This is a genomic window from Trinickia dinghuensis, from assembly GCF_003367175.1.
Lineage (GTDB): Bacteria > Pseudomonadota > Gammaproteobacteria > Burkholderiales > Burkholderiaceae > Trinickia > Trinickia dinghuensis.
On the sequence record NZ_QRGA01000003.1, the window covers coordinates 27,571 to 43,144 of the forward strand.

Sequence of the window (15,574 nt, forward strand, 5' to 3'; positions counted from 1 at the left end):
TATTTTACGAGAATGCCTGCCGCACCCGCTTCGTCGTCTTTCCCGCTCGCGAAAGCGCTGCTAGAGCGCCGGTTCGCGCTCGACGATCTCGCGGCCACCGACGCGTTCGGCGTGCGCTTCGCGCATGCGATCGATCAGGTGCGCGCCGCGCCCCATTTCAGCGGCCTGCACGTCCAGCTGCTCGGGGATCTCGGCGCCGGCAAGACAACGCTCGTGCGCGCGACGCTCGCCGGGCTCGGCCATACGGGCCGCGTGCGCAGCCCAACCTACACGCTCGTCGAACCGTACGCGCTCCCGCGCGATGCAGGGGAACTCGAGCTCTACCATTTCGATCTTTACCGCTTTGCCGATCCGGCGGAGTGGCTTGACGCCGGCTTTCGCGAATATTTCGATGCAGGTGCCGTCTGCCTCGTCGAATGGCCGCAAAAAGCCGGCGCGCTGCTCGGCACGCCCGATCTCGTCCTTGCCCTCGAACCTTTCGACGGCGACCGGCGCCTGCTCGATGCCAGCGCGTATAGCGAATCAGGAAAAGCATGTCTCGAAAGATGTTGATCAAACCGTTCAAGTCGATCGAATCGGCCGCAACGGCGACGCATAACTGGCGCCGCCGCCAAGTGCTGCGCGCGGGCGCATCGACGATCATCCTCGGGCTCGCGTCGTCGCTCGCGCTCCCGCGCCTGGCGTTTGCCAGTTCCGTGCTCGGCGTGCGCGTGTGGCCCGCGCGCGACTACACACGCGTGACGATCGAATCGGATCAGCCGCTGGAGACGACCCAGCAACTGCTGCAAGGCCCCGATCGCCTCGTCGTCGATCTGAACGGCCTCGATCTCGATCAGGCGCTGCGCGATCTCGTCTCGAAGATCACGCCGAACGATCCGCAGATCAAGACCGTGCGCGTCGGCCAATACCAGCCGCATGTGGTGCGCCTCGTGTTCGACCTGAAAGACTCGGTCAAGCCGCAGGTGTTTTCTCTGCCGCCGGTGGGCAGCTATCGCTACCGGCTCGTCCTCGACCTGTATCCGAGCGTCGCGCCGGATCCGCTGATGGAGTTGCTGGCCGAAACCGAGCGCAAGGAAAAGCGCCTGGATGACAGCGCGCGCAGCGACGACGCGCTGCAAAACGCACCCGCGCCGCTCGCGGGGCCGGATGCGGGGCCTGCTTCGCCGCCCGCCGCACCCGACAACAGCGACGCGTTTTTCGAGCACTACGCGCAGAACACGCCGCCGGGAGCACCGGGCTCGCCGAGTGCGCCGGCTTCGCCTGGGGCTGGAGCCGGCGCCGCGCACAAGGCGCCGAAGCCGCCCACTGGCCCGCAGGCGCTCGCCCAGCGCAAGAACTCGCCCGACAAGAGCCCCGGCGCCACGGACGACGGCCTTGCCAACAATGGCGATGCCGACGCCTATGCGTTCACGACGCCCAAGTCCGGCAAGACCGTGCGCCTGCTGACGGTCGCGATCGATCCGGGGCACGGCGGCGAGGATCCGGGCGCGATCGGCAGCGCCGGCACCTACGAGAAGCACATCGCGCTCGATGTCGCCAAGAAACTGCGCGCGCTGATCGATGCGCAGCCGAACATGCGGTCGATGATGACGCGCGACGCCGACTTCTTCGTGCCCTTGAACGTGCGCGTGCAAAAGGCGCGGCGCGTCGGCGCCGATCTGTTCGTATCGGTCCACGCCGATGCCTTCACGACGCCCGAGGCACGCGGTTCGTCGGTCTTCGCGCTGTCCGAGCACGGTGCGACGAGCGCCGCGGCGCGCTGGATGGCCAATAAGGAGAATTCATCGGATCTGATCGGCGGCATCAACGTGAAAACGCAGGACGAATCGGTCAACCGCGCGCTGTTCGACATGTCGACGACGGCGCAAATCCGCGACTCGCTGCGCTACGGCTCGTTCGTGCTCAAGGAAGTCGGCGAGATCAACAAGCTGCACAAAGGCTCGGTCGAGCAAGCCGGCTTTGCCGTGCTCAAGGCGCCCGACATTCCTTCGATCCTCGTGGAAACCGCTTTCATCAGCAACCCCGAGGAAGAAAAGAAGCTGAACGACGACAGCTATCGCGCCGAAATGGCGAACGCGATCCTCAAAGGCATCAAGCGCTACTTCGCGGCGAACCCGCCGCTCTCCAAGAATCGCATGGCGTGATACCGGCGCCGGGTGCGCGCGAGCCCGGCGGCGCAGGCCGCCGGCCCTGCGCGCGCCGCGCGGCCGGATCGATGCGGCGAAGTACAATGGTCGGCCCAAGCCCCAAGTCCAGCAGGGAGTGCGCCGTGCCGACACCCGTCAAAGCCATCCTCAAGCCGACGCTGCGCGACATCGGCAGCCTCTCGGTGCGTCGCGTGCTGCCCGCGCTCGCGGCTCGCCTCGTCGGCCCGTTCATCTTCTTCGACCACATGGGGCCCGCGCGCTACGCGCCGGACACAGGGGTCGACGTGCGGCCGCATCCGCATATCGGCCTCGCCACGGTCACCTATCTGTTCGAAGGCGCCATGCTTCATCGCGACAGCATCGGCTCCGTGCAGCGCATCACGCCCGGCGACGTCAATTGGATGACGGCCGGCCGCGGCATCGTCCACTCCGAGCGCACGCCGGACGAGGAGCGGCGCCGGGGCCAGACGATGCACGGCATCCAAACGTGGGTAGCGTTGCCGCTCGCGCACGAAGCCGACGAACCGTCGTTCGAGCACCATGCGGCCGCGACGCTGCCGCAGATCGAACGCAACGGCGTCACGCTGACCGTCATCGCCGGCAGTGCGTTCGGCTCGCAGGCGCCGACGCGCACCTACTCGCCGACCCTCTACGTGGCGGCGAACTTTGCCCCGGACGGGGCGCTCGCGCTCGAGCCCGAGCATGAGGAGCGCGGGGTCTATCTCGTCGACGGCGATCTCGCGATCGACGGCGAGCCGCTCGACCCTTTCCACATGGCCGTGCTCGCGCAGGGCGAGACGGTGACGCTATCGAGCCGCGCCGGCGCGACCGTCATGCTGCTCGGCGGCGCGAAACTCGACGGCGAGCGCTTCATCGAATGGAATTTCGTGGCGAGTTCGCGCGAAAAGATCGCGCAAGCCAAAGCGGCGTGGACCGGCCAGACCATGGGCAAGGTACCCGGCGAGACGGAATGGATTGCGCTGCCCGAACGCGGGGCGCCGCCGCCGAAAGGTTGAAATGGCGCGAGCCGCACCCATCTGCAGCACTGGCATCTGCTCGTCGAGTTCGAACCGTTCGTACGGTTTGCGCCGTTCGGACCGTTCGCAAGCAGCCCCCAGCCCACCATGAGGACGCGATGAACACCACATTGGCCACTTTCGAAAAAGACGTGATCGACGCTTCCGCCCACGCGCCCGTCCTGGTCGATTTCTGGGCACCGTGGTGCGGCCCTTGCACCTCGCTCGGGCCGCTCCTCGAAAAGCTCGAGCACGAATACGCCGGCCGCTGGCGGCTCGTGAAAGTCAACGTCGACGAAGACCCGCAGCTTGCCGCGCATTTTCAGGTGCGCAGCATTCCGCACGTCGTCGCGTTCGCGGGCGGCCGTCCGGTCGATCAATTCACCGGCGTGCTGCCGGAGGGCCAACTGCGCGCGTTCATCGAGCGGCTCGTGCCGAACCCCGCCCAAGCCGAGCACCGCTCCGCGCTGCTCGCGCTCGACCAAGGCCAGCGCGGTGTCGCGCGCGATCACTTGCAGGCGGCGCTCGCGCTCGATCCCGGCTACGACGAGGCGCGGCTCGATTTGATCGAACTGCTGCTCGACGAAGAGCAGGTCGAGGACGCGCGCCGCGAGGCCGAACTGCTTTCGCCGAAGATCACTCAGGGAATCGACGCGCGCTACAACACGCTGAAGACGCGGCTGGACGCCCTCGACGCGGCCGCGGAACTGCCGCCGACCGATGCGCTCGAAGCGGCCGTGGCAAGCGATCCGGGCAATCTGGAAGCGCGCTTCGACTTGGCCAGCGCGCTGATCGCGCGGCGTGCGTACGAGCCAGCGCTCGAGCACCTTCTGGAAATCGTCAAGCGCGATCGGGCGTTCCGCGACGACGTCGGCCGCAAGACGATGCTCTCCGTCTTCGACTTGGCGGCGCACCGCCCCGAACTCATCGCGCAGTGGCGCCGCAGGCTCAGCGCCTCGTTGAACTGACGCGCTGAGTCGCCGTACACCGGCGCGGCCGGCCCGGTTTTGCGCCGAGCGGGCCAGCCGGCATGCTCGGCGGCCGTGCCCGCGAACGAAGGCGCCGCTTAGCCCGCCACCTTGGCTAGGGCGCGCAGCACGTGCGCGGCGGCGGCAAAACCGAAGCTCGCCGTCACGCACACGCTCGAGCCGAATCCCGCGCAATTGAGCCCGACTGGCCCGGCATGCCCGGCGGACGTGTCCACGTGCTGAGCGACATCGTCGATATCGCACACGGCCGCCTCGGGATAAATGAGCGGTTCGTCGGAATAGACGGCGCTCACCTTGAATTTGGCCTTGGGCCCTCGGGCAAATCCGTGCTGCTTGCGTAGCTGCGCGCGCACCTTCGAGAGCAGCGGATCTTGGATCGTCAGCGCCAGATCGTCGATCCGGATGCGCGTCGGGTCAAGCTGCCCGCCCGCTCCACCCACCGTGATGAGCGGCTGCCCCTGCTTCACGCACCAAGCGATGAGCGCCGTTTTCGTGCGCACGCTGTCGATTGCATCCACGACGTAGTCGAAGCCGCCGCCGAGCAGCGCATCGAAATTGTCCGGATCGACGAAATCCTCGATGCGGCGAACCTTGCACGCGCGATCGATCAGCGCGATGCGCTCGGCCATGGCGTCGACCTTCGGTTTTCCGTAGTTGCCGTCGAGCGCGTGGATCTGGCGGTTGGTATTGCTCTCCGCCACGTTGTCGAGATCGATCAGCGTCAGCTTGCCGACGGCGCTGCGCGCCAGCGCCTCGGCCACCCACGAGCCCACGCCGCCGATCCCGATCACGGCCACGTGCGCGCGCTCGAAGGCGGCAAGCGCGGCCGGGCCGTAAAGGCGGGCGATGCCGCCGAACCGGCGTGCGCGGTCGGCGTCATGCGGGGCGTCGACGACGCTGAACTCGGGAGTAAGATCGGAATTGATCGCGGTGGCGCGAGGGCTGGACATGATGCGTGCAAATCGTACGAGCAAGGCCTGTATTGTGCCTCATCGAAGCCGGACGAGCCGGCGGCGGCTTGCGGCAAAGGCTGCGGTCGCCGCGCCTGCGCGTTTCACCCGTTTCACCGGTTTCCCCGTTTGCAGCGCGGTGTCGCGACACCCGGCACGTTTTTCGCGGGTTGGCTATACTGACCCCGACTCTGTAGCGGTCGCATAACAATATGACTACCCTCGCCGATCTCCGTAAAGACTACGCGCGCGGCTCGCTCGACGAAACGAGCGTCGACGCCGACCCGTTCCGCCAATTCGAAGCCTGGTTCAAGCAGGCCCAAGATGCGCGGCTGCCCGAACCGAATACGATGACGCTGGCCACCGTCGACGCGCGCGGCTATCCGTCGGCCCGGATCGTCCTGATCAAAGGCGTCGACGAGCGAGGCTTCGTCTTCTACACGAATTACGAAAGCCGTAAAGGGCTGGACTTGGCGGCCAATCCGCACGCAAGCCTTCTGTTCTATTGGATCGAGCTCGAGCGCCAGGTGCGCGTCGAAGGCACGGTGGTGAAGGCGAGCGCCGAAGAGAGCGACGCTTATTTCAATTCGCGACCGCTCGGCTCGCGAATCGGCGCCTGGGCGTCGGATCAGAGCAAGCAAATCGAAAGCCGCGCGTTGCTGGAGGCCCGCGAGAAGTCGTTCGCCGAACGTTTCGGCGATCACCCGCCGCGCCCGCCCCACTGGGGCGGCTACCGCCTCGTGCCGGAAACGATCGAGTTCTGGCAGGGACGTCCCTCCCGGCTGCACGACCGAATTCTATACACACGCCAGAGCACCGAAGGCTGGCGCCTCTCGCGACTATCGCCCTGACGGCGGGCTGACGCGCCGCGCGCGCCGGCCCGATTGCCCGCCCACGAGAGCGGGCGGCTCCGCCGTCTGTGCAAGAACACGCCATCCGCGGCTCGCCCGAGCCGCGGATGGCCGCTTTGCTCTGCTTTGCATTTTCAACGTACACGGAGAAAACGCATGTTCTGGGAGAAAAAGCTGGCGCAGTGGGTGGACGACGTGCGCAATAAAACGAACTTGCCGGCACGCCTCGTCTTATGGAATGGACAGCAGCTCGACTTCGGCAGCTTCGCCGCGCCGCAGGTCACGCTCAAGGTCAACTCGGCTTCGGCGCTGCCGCTGCTGCTCGAACCGAGTCTGGACAATCTCGGCGAAGCCTATGTCGAGGGCAAGATCGACATCGAGGGCAAGCTCTCCGACATCATCAACGTCGGCTACTCGCTCGCCATGAATACCGTGACGAGCGCCGGCAAGCTCGCCCGCGTGCGGCGCTACTTCAACCACACGAAAACGTCGGACAAAAAGGCGATCCAATATCACTACGACGTCTCGAACGAGTTCTACCAGCTCTGGCTCGACGAGAACATGGTCTATTCGTGTGCCTATTTCGAAAACGGCGATGAAGACATCGGTGCGGCGCAGCTCAAGAAGATCGACCACATTCTGAGAAAAATTCAATTGCAGCCCGGCCAGCGCCTGCTGGACATCGGCTGCGGCTGGGGCGCACTCGTGCTGCGGGCGGCCAGCAAGTTCGGTGCGCACTGCGTCGGCGTCACGCTTTCGCAAAACCAGTTCGATCTCGCCACCGAGCGCGTGAAAGCGGCCGGGCTGGCCGATAAGATCGAGATCCGCTTGCAAGACTATCGCGAGATCGAAGGGCAGTTCGACCGCATCACGAGCGTCGGGATGTTCGAGCACGTGGGGCGCAAGAATCTGCCCATGTATTTCGGCAAGATCCGCGAACTGCTTGCCGAGGACGGCATCGCGATGAACCACGGCATCACGTCGACCGACTACGACAGCGGCGAAACGGCGCTCGGCGGCGGCGAGTTCATCGATCGGTACGTGTTCCCCGACGGCGAGCTGCCGCACATCAGCCTCGCGCTCGAATCGATGCAGCGCGGCGGGCTCGAACCGGTCGACATTGAAAGCTTGCGCCGCCATTACGCGCACACGCTGGAGATCTGGACCGAGAGATTCGAAACGCACGCCGAGAAGCTGAAAACGCTCGTCGACGACGAGAAGTTCCGCATCTGGCGCCTCTATCTGGCCGGCTGCTCTTATGCGTTCGAGCACGACGACGTTTCGCTGTTCCAGATAGTGTGCCGCCGAGCCGGCCGCAGCGCGCAGACGTTGCCTTGGTCGCGTCGCTACATGTACGATCGGCCGCTCTAGCGCATAGCGCTCACTCGGCCCTCGGCGGAAAAGCCGGCGAGGGCCCGGATTCGATGTCAGCAAGCAAAGACAGCAGAGACAGCAAAGACGATTCGCAATTCGATCTGTTCGGCGGGATGGACGCCGGATTGCCGCAGCCGGCGTCCGGCGAAGCCGGACCGGACAGCCCCGACCGCCCGGCTGCCGCCGCCGAACCCGCCCCGACCGCAGAGCCGAAACGCGGCCGCCGCGCGCGGGCCGTGCTCGCCGCGACGCCCTCTCCCGACGTGCTCGATTGGGCGCAAGCGCTGCCGCCGCATGTGCATCTGGGCACCTCGTCGTGGTCGTTCCCGGGCTGGGAAGGAATCGTCTACGGCGAGGCCTACAGCGACTCCAAGCTCGCGCGCGACGGTCTCGCCGCCTATGGCGCGCATCCGCTGCTGCGCACGGTCAGCATCGACCGCTCGTTTTACGCGCCGCTTTCCGTGGCCGATTATCTGCGCTATGCACAGCAGGTTCCCGACGGCTTCCGCTTCGTGGTGAAAGCGCCGGCCTCGGTAACGGATGCGACGCTGCGCGCCGAACGCGGCGAACCGATCGCCGAAAACCCCTGCTTTCTCGATGCGCGGCTGGCCACCGACGAATTCGTCACGCCATGCCTCGAAGGGCTAGGCGCCAAGGCCGGTTCGCTCGTCTTCCAATTTCCGCCGCTGCCGGATCGCATCCTTGCCGATCCGATCGCGTTCGTCGAACGGCTCGGCGCATTTTTCGATGCGCTACCGCGGCTGCCGGCGTCCGGCCCGCATGCCGGCGAGGCAACGAGCCCCTCGGCGGCGCCCTGCTATGCATTGGAAATTCGCGATGCCTGCCTGCTGACCCCGCGGCTCATCCGCATGTTGCGCGAGCGCGGCGTGCGCTACTGCGTGGGACTGCATGCGCGCATGCCCGACCCGCTGCGCCAAGCGGCCGCGCTCGCGCTGCTCGATGGGGACACGCCATGCGGCCCGCTCATCGTGCGCTGGAGCTTGCACGGCGGGTTCAAGTACGAGCAGGCGAAAGCGAAATACGAGCCGTTCAATCGGCTCGTCGACGAAGACCCGGCAACGCGTTCGGCACTTGCGGAACTGGCCGCGCGCTACGCGATCGCGGGTCAACCGGTGTTGATCGTGGCCAACAACAAAGCGGAAGGGTCGGCGCCGCTGACGTGCGCAGGCCTGGCGCGCGAGATCGCCGCCGCCTGCGCCCGGCTGCGGGAAGAGCCGCCGGCGGACGGCGCGCCCGCAGCCGCAGCATGACCTCTCGCCGCCCGCACTCGGTCGAAGCGGCCTGCGCCGGGGCGAAGCGCCCCACTAGCCACTAGCCACTAGCCACTAGCCACTAGCCACTAGCCACTAGCCGCCTAGCCCTAGGCCGCGCCCGGCCGCATCCAACTGGCGAACTTGGCGCGGAACTTCGCGACTTTCGGCGCGACGACGAACGTGCAATAGCCCTGCTCGGGATGCTGGGCGAAATACCGCTGATGATAGGCCTCGGCCGGCCAGTAATTGCCGCCCAGCGGCTCGATTTTCGTCACGATCGGCGCGCCGAACACATCGTCGCGCTCGAGTTCGCGAATCGACTCGAGGGCAATCTCGCGCTGGCGGTCGCTATCCGTGAAGATCACCGATCGGTATTGATCGCCGACGTCGTTGCCCTGCCGATTGAGCTGGGTCGGATCGTGGATCGAAAAGAAAATCTTCAAGACCTCGTGGTAGCTGATGCGGGTCGGGTCGAATTCGACTTTCACGACCTCGGCGTGGCCAGTGCCGCCGTCGCAGACTTGCTCGTAAGTCGGCCGCTCGAGCGTTCCGCCCGCGTAGCCCGATTCGACGCTCGTCACACCCTCGACGTCGAGATAAACGGCTTCGAGACACCAGAAGCACCCGCCGCCCAGCATGGCGGTTTCGGTTGTCTGACTCATGGCTTTCGCTCTCCTCATTCGTGCGCGGTTTCCAGCGGTGCACCCTCTCGCGCGCATGGCGCCCCGAGAGACAAGCTTAGTGCGTTTTACGACAACATGTGAGCCCATGCACATTCCGCGCCGGCCGATATTGTCGGAGCCGCGCGCGGCAGTATCGCCGATTCAATTAAAATCTCCACTACTCGACCACTTACGTCACCGTTTTGACTTTGGATTCATTCTTTTCGCCCGTTCCCTTGCCCGCGCGGCCCGCGTCCGCCCAGCAACCTGGCGGCGCCACGGCACGATGAAGCACGCAAGCCCCCCCAACTTCGACGGTGCAGCTTTCAAGCGCGCGCTGGGTCAATTCGCAACGGGCGTGACGGTCATCACGACGCGCGCGCCGTCGGGGCAGTTGATCGGCATCACGGCCAGTTCGTTCAACTCGGTATCGCTCGATCCGCCGCTCGTGCTTTGGTCGCTGGCGACGAAATCGGCCTCGATGCCCGTCTTCCAGACGAACAGCCACTACGTGGTGAACGTGTTGGCCGCGTCGCAGATCGATCTGTGCCAACGCTTCGCCACGGTCAAGGGCGACCGGTTCGCCGGCGTCTCGCATGCGGCCGGCGATTCGGGCATGCCCGTGCTCGACGGAGCCATCGCCTGGTTCGAGTGCCATAACCGCAGCCGCTATCAAGAAGGCGACCACGTGATCTTCGTGGGCGAGGTCGAGCGCTGCGGCGTGCATCCGGACGCCGAGGACATCGCGCCCCTCATTTTTCACGGCGGCGCGTTTCACGGGGTCAAACCGCTTTGAACCGAGCGGCCGGTAGCGCCACATAAGGAACGGAGAACGCCCGCTCGGGCGGAATCTCGTATCGATCGCTATTCGCGATCGCTCAACGCGCAGCCGCAGGAGCCGACGCCGACGCGGGCGTCAGGACAACCGGTACGCCCGAATCCTCCTTGAGCGTTTCCAAAACGATGTTCGAGCGAATGTCCATGACGCCGGGCGCCTTGTAGAGCTTGGTCAGCACGAACTCGGAGTAGTGCTTGAGGTTGTGCGCGAGCACCCGCAGCACATAATGGCTTTCACCGGTCACGACAAAGGCGCCGACCACCTCCGGCCAGGCCCGTACCGCGTCGGCGAACCGTTCGTGCCAATTCTCCTGATCGTTGCGCATCGAAACCTGGACGAAAGCTTCGAGCTCGAAACCGAGCGCTTCCCGGTTCAAGCAAGCCCGATAGCGCTCGATGACGCCCTGTTCTTCAAGCAGCCGCAGCCGGCGCAAACACGCCGACGGCGATAGCGAGATGCGATCGGCCAGATCGAGATTGCTGATTCGGCCCTCGTTCTGTAAAACGCTCAGGATACGGCAATCGGTGGCGTCGAGCGTGATCGCGTTCATTTTTGGCCCCCTTTTTAGGTTTATATCGAATTATGTTCTAGTCTGAGCCTTTCGTGGCGAGAATTTCGCAAGCACTTTGCGCGCGAAGTTGCCTATCATCGTCGCAAGCTTCCCGATAAGTGAGGAAACATGCAGGAGACGATCTGGGATATCTCGCCGCCGATCGAGCCCGGCACGCCCGTGTGGCCGGGCGATACGCCCGTCGCCGTCGAACGGGTATGGCGGATGGAGGCGGGCTCGCCCGTCAACGTTGCGCGGCTGACGTGTTCGCCGCATACGGGCGCGCATGCCGACGCGCCGCTCCACTACGACGCCGGCGGCGCCGCGATCGGACACGTGCCGCTCGCACCGTACCTCGGCGCGTGCCGTGTCGTGCATTGCATCGGCGCGGCACCGCTCGTGTTGCCCGAGCATGTGGCGCCGTTTGCCGATGCGCTGCCGCCGCGAGTGCTGTTGCGCACCTACGAACGCGCGCCGGTGACGCGCTGGGACGAAGCGTTTTGCGCCGTCGCGCCCGAGACGATCGACTTTCTCGCCGAACGCGGCGTCATGCTGATCGGAATCGATACGCCTTCGCTCGACCCTCAGGCCTCCAAAACGATGGACTCGCACGCTCGCGTGCGCGCGCATCGCATGTCGATCCTCGAGGGCCTCGTGCTCGATGCCGTCGCGCCGGGCGACTACGAGTTGATCGCCCTGCCGCTGAAGCTGACGACGCTCGATGCCAGCCCCGTGCGCGCCGTGCTGCGGGCCTGCCCGCCTTGAGCGAGCCGAATCGAGCCGAATCCCCTTTTATTGCATCCATTTTTCGAACGAACTCATGAAGACACGCGCCGATGCGATCGCCCTCGATGGTGACGATCCCCTTGCCCGCTTACGCGACCGGTTCACTCTGACGCCGGACGTCATCTATCTCGACGGCAACTCGCTGGGCGTGCCGCCCGCCGCCGCGGCCGCGCGTGCGCAGGCCGTCATCGCCCAGGAGTGGACCGAAGGTCTCATCCGCAGCTGGAATGCGGCAGGCTGGTTCGCACTGCCGCGCCGCCTCGGCGATAAGCTCGCGCCGCTCGTCGGCGCGGCGAAGGACGAGATCGTCGTCACCGATACGATCTCCGTCAATCTGTTCAAGCTGCTGTCGGCCGCGCTCAAGATGGCGCACGATCGCGATCCGAGCCGCCGCGTGATCGTCTCGGAGCGCGCCAATTTCCCGACCGACCTCTACATCGCGCAAGGGCTCATCGAGCAGCTCGACCGCGGCTACTCGCTGCGTCTCGTCGACGATCCGGCCGACCTGCCGGACGCGATCGACGAAGACACGGCGGTGGCGATGATCACGCACGTGAACTACCGCACCGGCTACATGCACGACATGGCCGCGCTCACGCAGATCATCCAGCGCGCGGGCGCGCTCGCGCTGTGGGACCTCGCCCATTCGGCGGGCGCCGTCCCCGTCGATCTGAACGGCGTGCATGCCGACTTCGCCGTCGGCTGTACCTACAAGTATTTGAACGGCGGCCCCGGATCGCCCGCGTTCGCCTGGGTGGCGAAGCGCCATCAAGATGCCCTCGCGCAGCCGCTCTCGGGCTGGTGGGGACATGCCGCGCCGTTCGAAATGAATCCCGTCTACGCGCCGGGCCAAGGGATCGGCCGCTTCCTGTGCGGCACGCAGCCGATCGTCTCGATGTCGCTCGTCGAGGCCGGGCTCGATGTCTTTCTCGAAACCGACATGCAGACGATTCGACGCAAATCGCTCGCACTGACCGATGCATTCATCGCGCTCGTCGAGGCGCGCTGCGGCGGCCATCCGCTCACGCTGGTCACGCCGCGTGCCCATACGCAGCGCGGCTCGCATGTGAGCATCGAGCATCCGCACGGCTATGAAGTCATGCAAGCGCTGATCGCGCGCGGCGTGATCGGCGACTATCGCGAGCCGCGCGTGCTGCGCTTCGGCTTCACGCCGCTCTACACGCGCTTCGTCGATGTCTGGGATGCCGTCGAAACGCTGCGCGACGTGCTCGACACCGAAGCGTGGCGCGCACCCGAATTCGCGGCTCGCCACTCCGTTACCTGAGGAGTCCTAAATGACCACTGGACATATGCGCTTACCGGGCGTGCCCGACACGGCCGAGCCGACGCCTCAGGCTGCAGGAGGCTGCCCGTTCGGACACGGCGGCGAGCCGGCGGCGGGCGACGCATCAGCCAAGGCGACACCGCACGTGCCCACGGGCGAGGCCGGCTGGCACGACGCCCAGCTCGACTTCTCGAAGTCGATGAGCTACGGCGACTATCTCTCGCTCGGCTCGATCCTGCACGCGCAGCATCCGCTCTCGCCCGATCACAACGAGATGCTGTTCATCATCCAGCATCAGACGAGCGAACTGTGGATGAAGCTGGCGCTCTACGAACTACGCGCGGCGCTCGGCTGCGTGCAGCGCGACGCGTTGCCGCCCGCATTCAAGATGCTGGCGCGCGTCTCGCGGATCATGGAGCAGCTCGTGCAAGCGTGGAGCGTGCTGGCCACGATGACACCGTCCGAATACACGGCGATGCGCCCGTACCTGGGCGCATCCTCGGGCTTTCAGTCGTATCAGTATCGGCAGATCGAATTCGTGCTCGGCAACAAGAACGCGCAGATGCTCAAACCGCACGCGCACCGGCCCGACGTGCTCGCCGAAGTCAAGGCGACGCTCGAAGCGCCGTCGTTCTACGATGAAGTCGTGCGCCTGCTTGCGCGCCGCGGCTTTTCGATTGCGCCGGAACGGCTCGATCGGGATTGGACGCAGCCGACTGTCTACGATGCCTCCGTCGAAGCGGCTTGGCTCGAGGTCTATCGCAATCCGTCGCAGCATTGGGAGCTGTACGAGATGGCGGAAGAACTCGTCGATCTCGAGGATGCGTTCCGTCAATGGCGTTTCAGGCACGTGACGACGGTCGAGCGGATCATCGGCTACAAGCAAGGCACGGGCGGCACGAGCGGCGCGCCGTATCTGCGCAAGATGCTCGACGTCGTGCTGTTCCCCGAGCTTTGGCACGTGCGGACGGTGTTGTAGAGCGAGGGCTGTCGGGCTTAGCCGTTCGCTGCATGCATCGTCTAACCGAGCGGTACCCCACAGACGCGTGGGGCACCGCTCGCGGCATTACATCGTCAAGCTGCCGGGTTCGGGGCAAACCCACGAAGCCTTCAGGCGCTCGCGAATCTGAGCGAGCGTGGTGGTGACCAGCAACTCGCCGTCACGGAAGACGGGCTTCAACTCGCCGCCGTCGAATTGCTCGAGCGTCTGTTGCTCGTACAGCACGTAGTCGCCGCCTTCTTTTTCGACACGCAGCAGACCGCGCGCGGACTTCTTCGTGCCGTCGTCGGTAGCCGGGTCCTTGTAGATATCGACCTGCTCGTCGCCGACTTCCGCGTAGATGGCCTTCATCGCCCAGCCGAACGTATCGCGCGAAAGCATGTTGTACGTGTACGAGCCGATGCCGAACACGACGTTGCTCGATGCGAAGCCCTTGGCTGCCAAACGGCGCATGATCTCGAACGCGCGCGGCAGCGAAATCGAATCCCCATAGATCAGACCGACCTTGTCGTTGAGCATCTTGTAGCCCCTCTCCGTCTCGGTGCCGCCGTAGATGTCCCACAGGCACTGCACGGAGCCCTTGCGCTCCGCTTCGGTGATCGCGAGATTCGTCGCCGCCACCACGTACTTGCCGGCTTCCATCCGGAACGTGCCGTCCGCGCTGCGCGCGAGTTCGCCGTCGTCATAGCCGGCTAGGATTCGGACCGGGTCGCCCGAGTCGGGGCGGAACACCACGCGGCTTTGCCCCAGCGCATTCGGCTTGCGCGCCAGAATGTCGTCCTTCAACTCCTTCGCGATGACGGTGATGACGTTCCAGTAATCGAAGGAATCCGACACGAGCGACACCATTCCGGCCGGGTAATCCTGCGTGACGAACTCTCGGATCACTTCACGCTCGGCCAAGCGCCGCAATCCCCTCTCTTGATACCCCGTCGCGGCGAGCTCCTTGCGCAGGCGTTCGACTTCGGCCGCGGCCTCGTCATCCGACAGCCCCTTCAACGCGGCGGCCGTCGCCGTCGCATCGCTCTTGCCCGTTGCCAGCCGCTTGAGCGTGAACAGAATGCGCAACGTCATCACGCTGTGTTCCGACGCCGGAATCGAGCCGCCGACCAGTTCCTTGTCGGCATCGGCGCCGTAATAATCCTCGGCGTAGTCGATGGCGGGAATCGTGTCCGTGCCCGTGAACGACAGCAAGTGTCCGGTCCCGCAGCGCATGGCGTCGTGGATGCCGCTCATGCCGCGCATCGAGAAGTCATGCCCTTGCCAGTCGACGAAGGCTTGCGGCGCCCCCGTCAGGTTGGCGAAGTAGGTCAGCAGCTTGCGGAATTCGAAGGCGAGGGTCGCCACCGTCGACGGCTTCCACAGTTCCGCGCTGAACAGCGTTTCGAAATACGTGGACACCCACGGAAATTCCGCGTGCGTATTGACGAACACGACCGGCGGCACTTTGATGTTCACGCGCGTCCCCTCCGGCAGCGCGCGCAACTCGAGCGGCAAATAGCCCAAATCGTGAAGCGCGGCGAGGCGATCGACGGGAACGGCGTCCGGACCCAGCGCGGTGTCCATGCGACGCTTGTATTTGCGCAACGCTTCGGCCTTCGGCGCTTGAAAGAACTCGCGCTGGAACACGCCCAGGAAGAATTCCTTGATGAAGCCTTGCAAGCCGAACCAAACGATCTTGTTGTCATAGAACTCGCGCAGCACAGGCGCGTATTTCGCCGAGCGCGGCGTGAAGTTCGCGACGAGCTTCGTCGTTTCGCGCGGATACATCCCGGGATGGCCGGTTTTGTAAAAGTCGGCGAGATTGAAGGGGATCAGTCCGTTCATGTTGTTGCTCCTCGGTGCGATGTTG

At 65.3% G+C, this 15,574-nt stretch carries 15 protein-coding genes; 11 read left to right on the forward strand and 4 right to left on the reverse strand.

Translation table 11 applies throughout. The annotated features are described in order from the left end of the window. Positions 1-12: 12 nt before the first annotated feature. The 4 genes from tsaE to trxA all read left to right on the forward strand — a co-directional run bounded on the left by tsaE (position 13) and on the right by trxA (position 4,131). A complete protein-coding gene (tsaE, locus tag DWV00_RS04280) occupies positions 13-552 on the forward strand; it encodes a tRNA (adenosine(37)-N6)-threonylcarbamoyltransferase complex ATPase subunit type 1 TsaE (protein WP_115532326.1) in 540 nt (179 codons plus the stop codon). Continuing rightward, on the forward strand, positions 534-2,144 hold the full coding sequence (locus DWV00_RS04285) for an N-acetylmuramoyl-L-alanine amidase (RefSeq protein ID WP_181885358.1): 1,611 nt from the start codon (positions 534-536) through the stop codon (positions 2,142-2,144). Before tsaE ends, DWV00_RS04285 begins: the two co-directional genes overlap by 19 nt. Before the next feature lie 86 nt (positions 2,145-2,230). Continuing rightward, entirely contained in the window at positions 2,231-3,163 is a 933-nt protein-coding gene (locus DWV00_RS04290; protein WP_425452708.1) for a pirin family protein, read from the forward strand. Positions 3,164-3,282: 119 nt separating this feature from the next. Continuing rightward, entirely contained in the window at positions 3,283-4,131 is an 849-nt protein-coding gene (trxA, locus tag DWV00_RS04295; protein WP_115532328.1) for a thioredoxin, read from the forward strand. A 98-nt stretch (positions 4,132-4,229) separates the two neighbouring features. Here trxA and DWV00_RS04300 read toward each other — a convergent pair whose 3' ends face one another. Further along, positions 4,230-5,102 carry a tRNA threonylcarbamoyladenosine dehydratase gene (locus DWV00_RS04300; protein ID WP_115532799.1) on the reverse strand — a complete coding sequence of 291 codons (873 nt, stop codon included), beginning with the start codon at positions 5,100-5,102 and terminating at the stop codon, positions 4,230-4,232. Positions 5,103-5,314: 212 nt separating this feature from the next. On the opposite strand from DWV00_RS04300, the gene pdxH reads away from it, so the two are divergent. The 3 genes from pdxH (at position 5,315) to DWV00_RS04315 (ending at position 8,598) form a co-directional block, all read left to right on the forward strand. Next, entirely contained in the window at positions 5,315-5,953 is a 639-nt protein-coding gene (gene pdxH, locus DWV00_RS04305; protein WP_115532329.1) for a pyridoxamine 5'-phosphate oxidase, read from the forward strand. A 156-nt stretch (positions 5,954-6,109) separates the two neighbouring features. Beyond that, positions 6,110-7,324 (forward strand): SAM-dependent methyltransferase, encoded by a 1,215-nt coding sequence (locus tag DWV00_RS04310; RefSeq protein ID WP_115532330.1) that lies wholly within the window; start codon positions 6,110-6,112, stop codon positions 7,322-7,324. A gap of 53 nt (positions 7,325-7,377) precedes the next feature. Then, complete coding sequence (locus DWV00_RS04315; protein WP_115532800.1) at positions 7,378-8,598, forward strand: DUF72 domain-containing protein; 1,221 nt, start codon at positions 7,378-7,380, stop codon at positions 8,596-8,598. Between the two features lie 110 nt (positions 8,599-8,708). Here the strand turns inward: DWV00_RS04315 and msrA are convergent, their stop codons facing one another. Further along, on the reverse strand, positions 8,709-9,263 hold the full coding sequence (msrA, locus tag DWV00_RS04320; protein ID WP_115532331.1) for a peptide-methionine (S)-S-oxide reductase MsrA: 555 nt from the start codon (positions 9,261-9,263) through the stop codon (positions 8,709-8,711). A gap of 286 nt (positions 9,264-9,549) precedes the next feature. On the opposite strand from msrA, the gene DWV00_RS04325 reads away from it, so the two are divergent. Then, complete coding sequence (locus DWV00_RS04325; protein WP_115532332.1) at positions 9,550-10,059, forward strand: flavin reductase family protein; 510 nt, start codon at positions 9,550-9,552, stop codon at positions 10,057-10,059. An 82-nt stretch (positions 10,060-10,141) separates the two neighbouring features. Here DWV00_RS04325 and DWV00_RS04330 read toward each other — a convergent pair whose 3' ends face one another. Beyond that, a complete protein-coding gene (locus DWV00_RS04330) occupies positions 10,142-10,651 on the reverse strand; it encodes an Lrp/AsnC family transcriptional regulator (RefSeq protein WP_115532333.1) in 510 nt (169 codons plus the stop codon). Positions 10,652-10,780: 129 nt separating this feature from the next. Between DWV00_RS04330 and kynB the strand changes: the two genes are divergently transcribed. From kynB to kynA, 3 genes are read left to right on the forward strand one after another with little or no spacing between them, the layout of a single operon-like run. Continuing rightward, positions 10,781-11,416: an arylformamidase gene (kynB, locus tag DWV00_RS04335; protein WP_115532334.1), complete on the forward strand. Its 636-nt coding sequence runs from the start codon at positions 10,781-10,783 to the stop codon at positions 11,414-11,416. Between the two features lie 55 nt (positions 11,417-11,471). Next, positions 11,472-12,722 (forward strand): kynureninase, encoded by a 1,251-nt coding sequence (kynU, locus tag DWV00_RS04340; RefSeq protein WP_115532335.1) that lies wholly within the window; start codon positions 11,472-11,474, stop codon positions 12,720-12,722. A 10-nt stretch (positions 12,723-12,732) separates the two neighbouring features. After that, complete coding sequence (gene kynA / locus DWV00_RS04345; RefSeq protein ID WP_115532336.1) at positions 12,733-13,701, forward strand: tryptophan 2,3-dioxygenase; 969 nt, start codon at positions 12,733-12,735, stop codon at positions 13,699-13,701. 87 nt (positions 13,702-13,788) lie between these two features. Here the strand turns inward: kynA and DWV00_RS04350 are convergent, their stop codons facing one another. Then, on the reverse strand, positions 13,789-15,549 hold the full coding sequence (locus DWV00_RS04350) for a nicotinate phosphoribosyltransferase (protein ID WP_115532337.1): 1,761 nt from the start codon (positions 15,547-15,549) through the stop codon (positions 13,789-13,791). Positions 15,550-15,574 lie beyond the last annotated feature (25 nt).

What these genes read in the sequence shown, in the direction of transcription:
- tsaE (WP_115532326.1), top strand. Translation starts at nt 13, where the DNA reads ATGCCTGCCGCACCCGCTTCGTCGTCTTTCCCGCTCGCGAAAGCGCTG.
- DWV00_RS04285 (WP_181885358.1), top strand. Translation starts at nt 534, where the DNA reads ATGTCTCGAAAGATGTTGATCAAACCGTTCAAGTCGATCGAATCGGCC.
- DWV00_RS04290 (WP_425452708.1), top strand. Translation starts at nt 2,231, where the DNA reads ATGGTCGGCCCAAGCCCCAAGTCCAGCAGGGAGTGCGCCGTGCCGACA.
- trxA (WP_115532328.1), top strand. Translation starts at nt 3,283, where the DNA reads ATGAACACCACATTGGCCACTTTCGAAAAAGACGTGATCGACGCTTCC.
- DWV00_RS04300 (WP_115532799.1), bottom strand. Translation starts at nt 5,102, where the DNA reads ATGTCCAGCCCTCGCGCCACCGCGATCAATTCCGATCTTACTCCCGAG.
- pdxH (WP_115532329.1), top strand. Translation starts at nt 5,315, where the DNA reads ATGACTACCCTCGCCGATCTCCGTAAAGACTACGCGCGCGGCTCGCTC.
- DWV00_RS04310 (WP_115532330.1), top strand. Translation starts at nt 6,110, where the DNA reads ATGTTCTGGGAGAAAAAGCTGGCGCAGTGGGTGGACGACGTGCGCAAT.
- DWV00_RS04315 (WP_115532800.1), top strand. Translation starts at nt 7,378, where the DNA reads ATGTCAGCAAGCAAAGACAGCAGAGACAGCAAAGACGATTCGCAATTC.
- msrA (WP_115532331.1), bottom strand. Translation starts at nt 9,263, where the DNA reads ATGAGTCAGACAACCGAAACCGCCATGCTGGGCGGCGGGTGCTTCTGG.
- DWV00_RS04325 (WP_115532332.1), top strand. Translation starts at nt 9,550, where the DNA reads ATGAAGCACGCAAGCCCCCCCAACTTCGACGGTGCAGCTTTCAAGCGC.
- DWV00_RS04330 (WP_115532333.1), bottom strand. Translation starts at nt 10,651, where the DNA reads ATGAACGCGATCACGCTCGACGCCACCGATTGCCGTATCCTGAGCGTT.
- kynB (WP_115532334.1), top strand. Translation starts at nt 10,781, where the DNA reads ATGCAGGAGACGATCTGGGATATCTCGCCGCCGATCGAGCCCGGCACG.
- kynU (WP_115532335.1), top strand. Translation starts at nt 11,472, where the DNA reads ATGAAGACACGCGCCGATGCGATCGCCCTCGATGGTGACGATCCCCTT.
- kynA (WP_115532336.1), top strand. Translation starts at nt 12,733, where the DNA reads ATGACCACTGGACATATGCGCTTACCGGGCGTGCCCGACACGGCCGAG.
- DWV00_RS04350 (WP_115532337.1), bottom strand. Translation starts at nt 15,549, where the DNA reads ATGAACGGACTGATCCCCTTCAATCTCGCCGACTTTTACAAAACCGGC.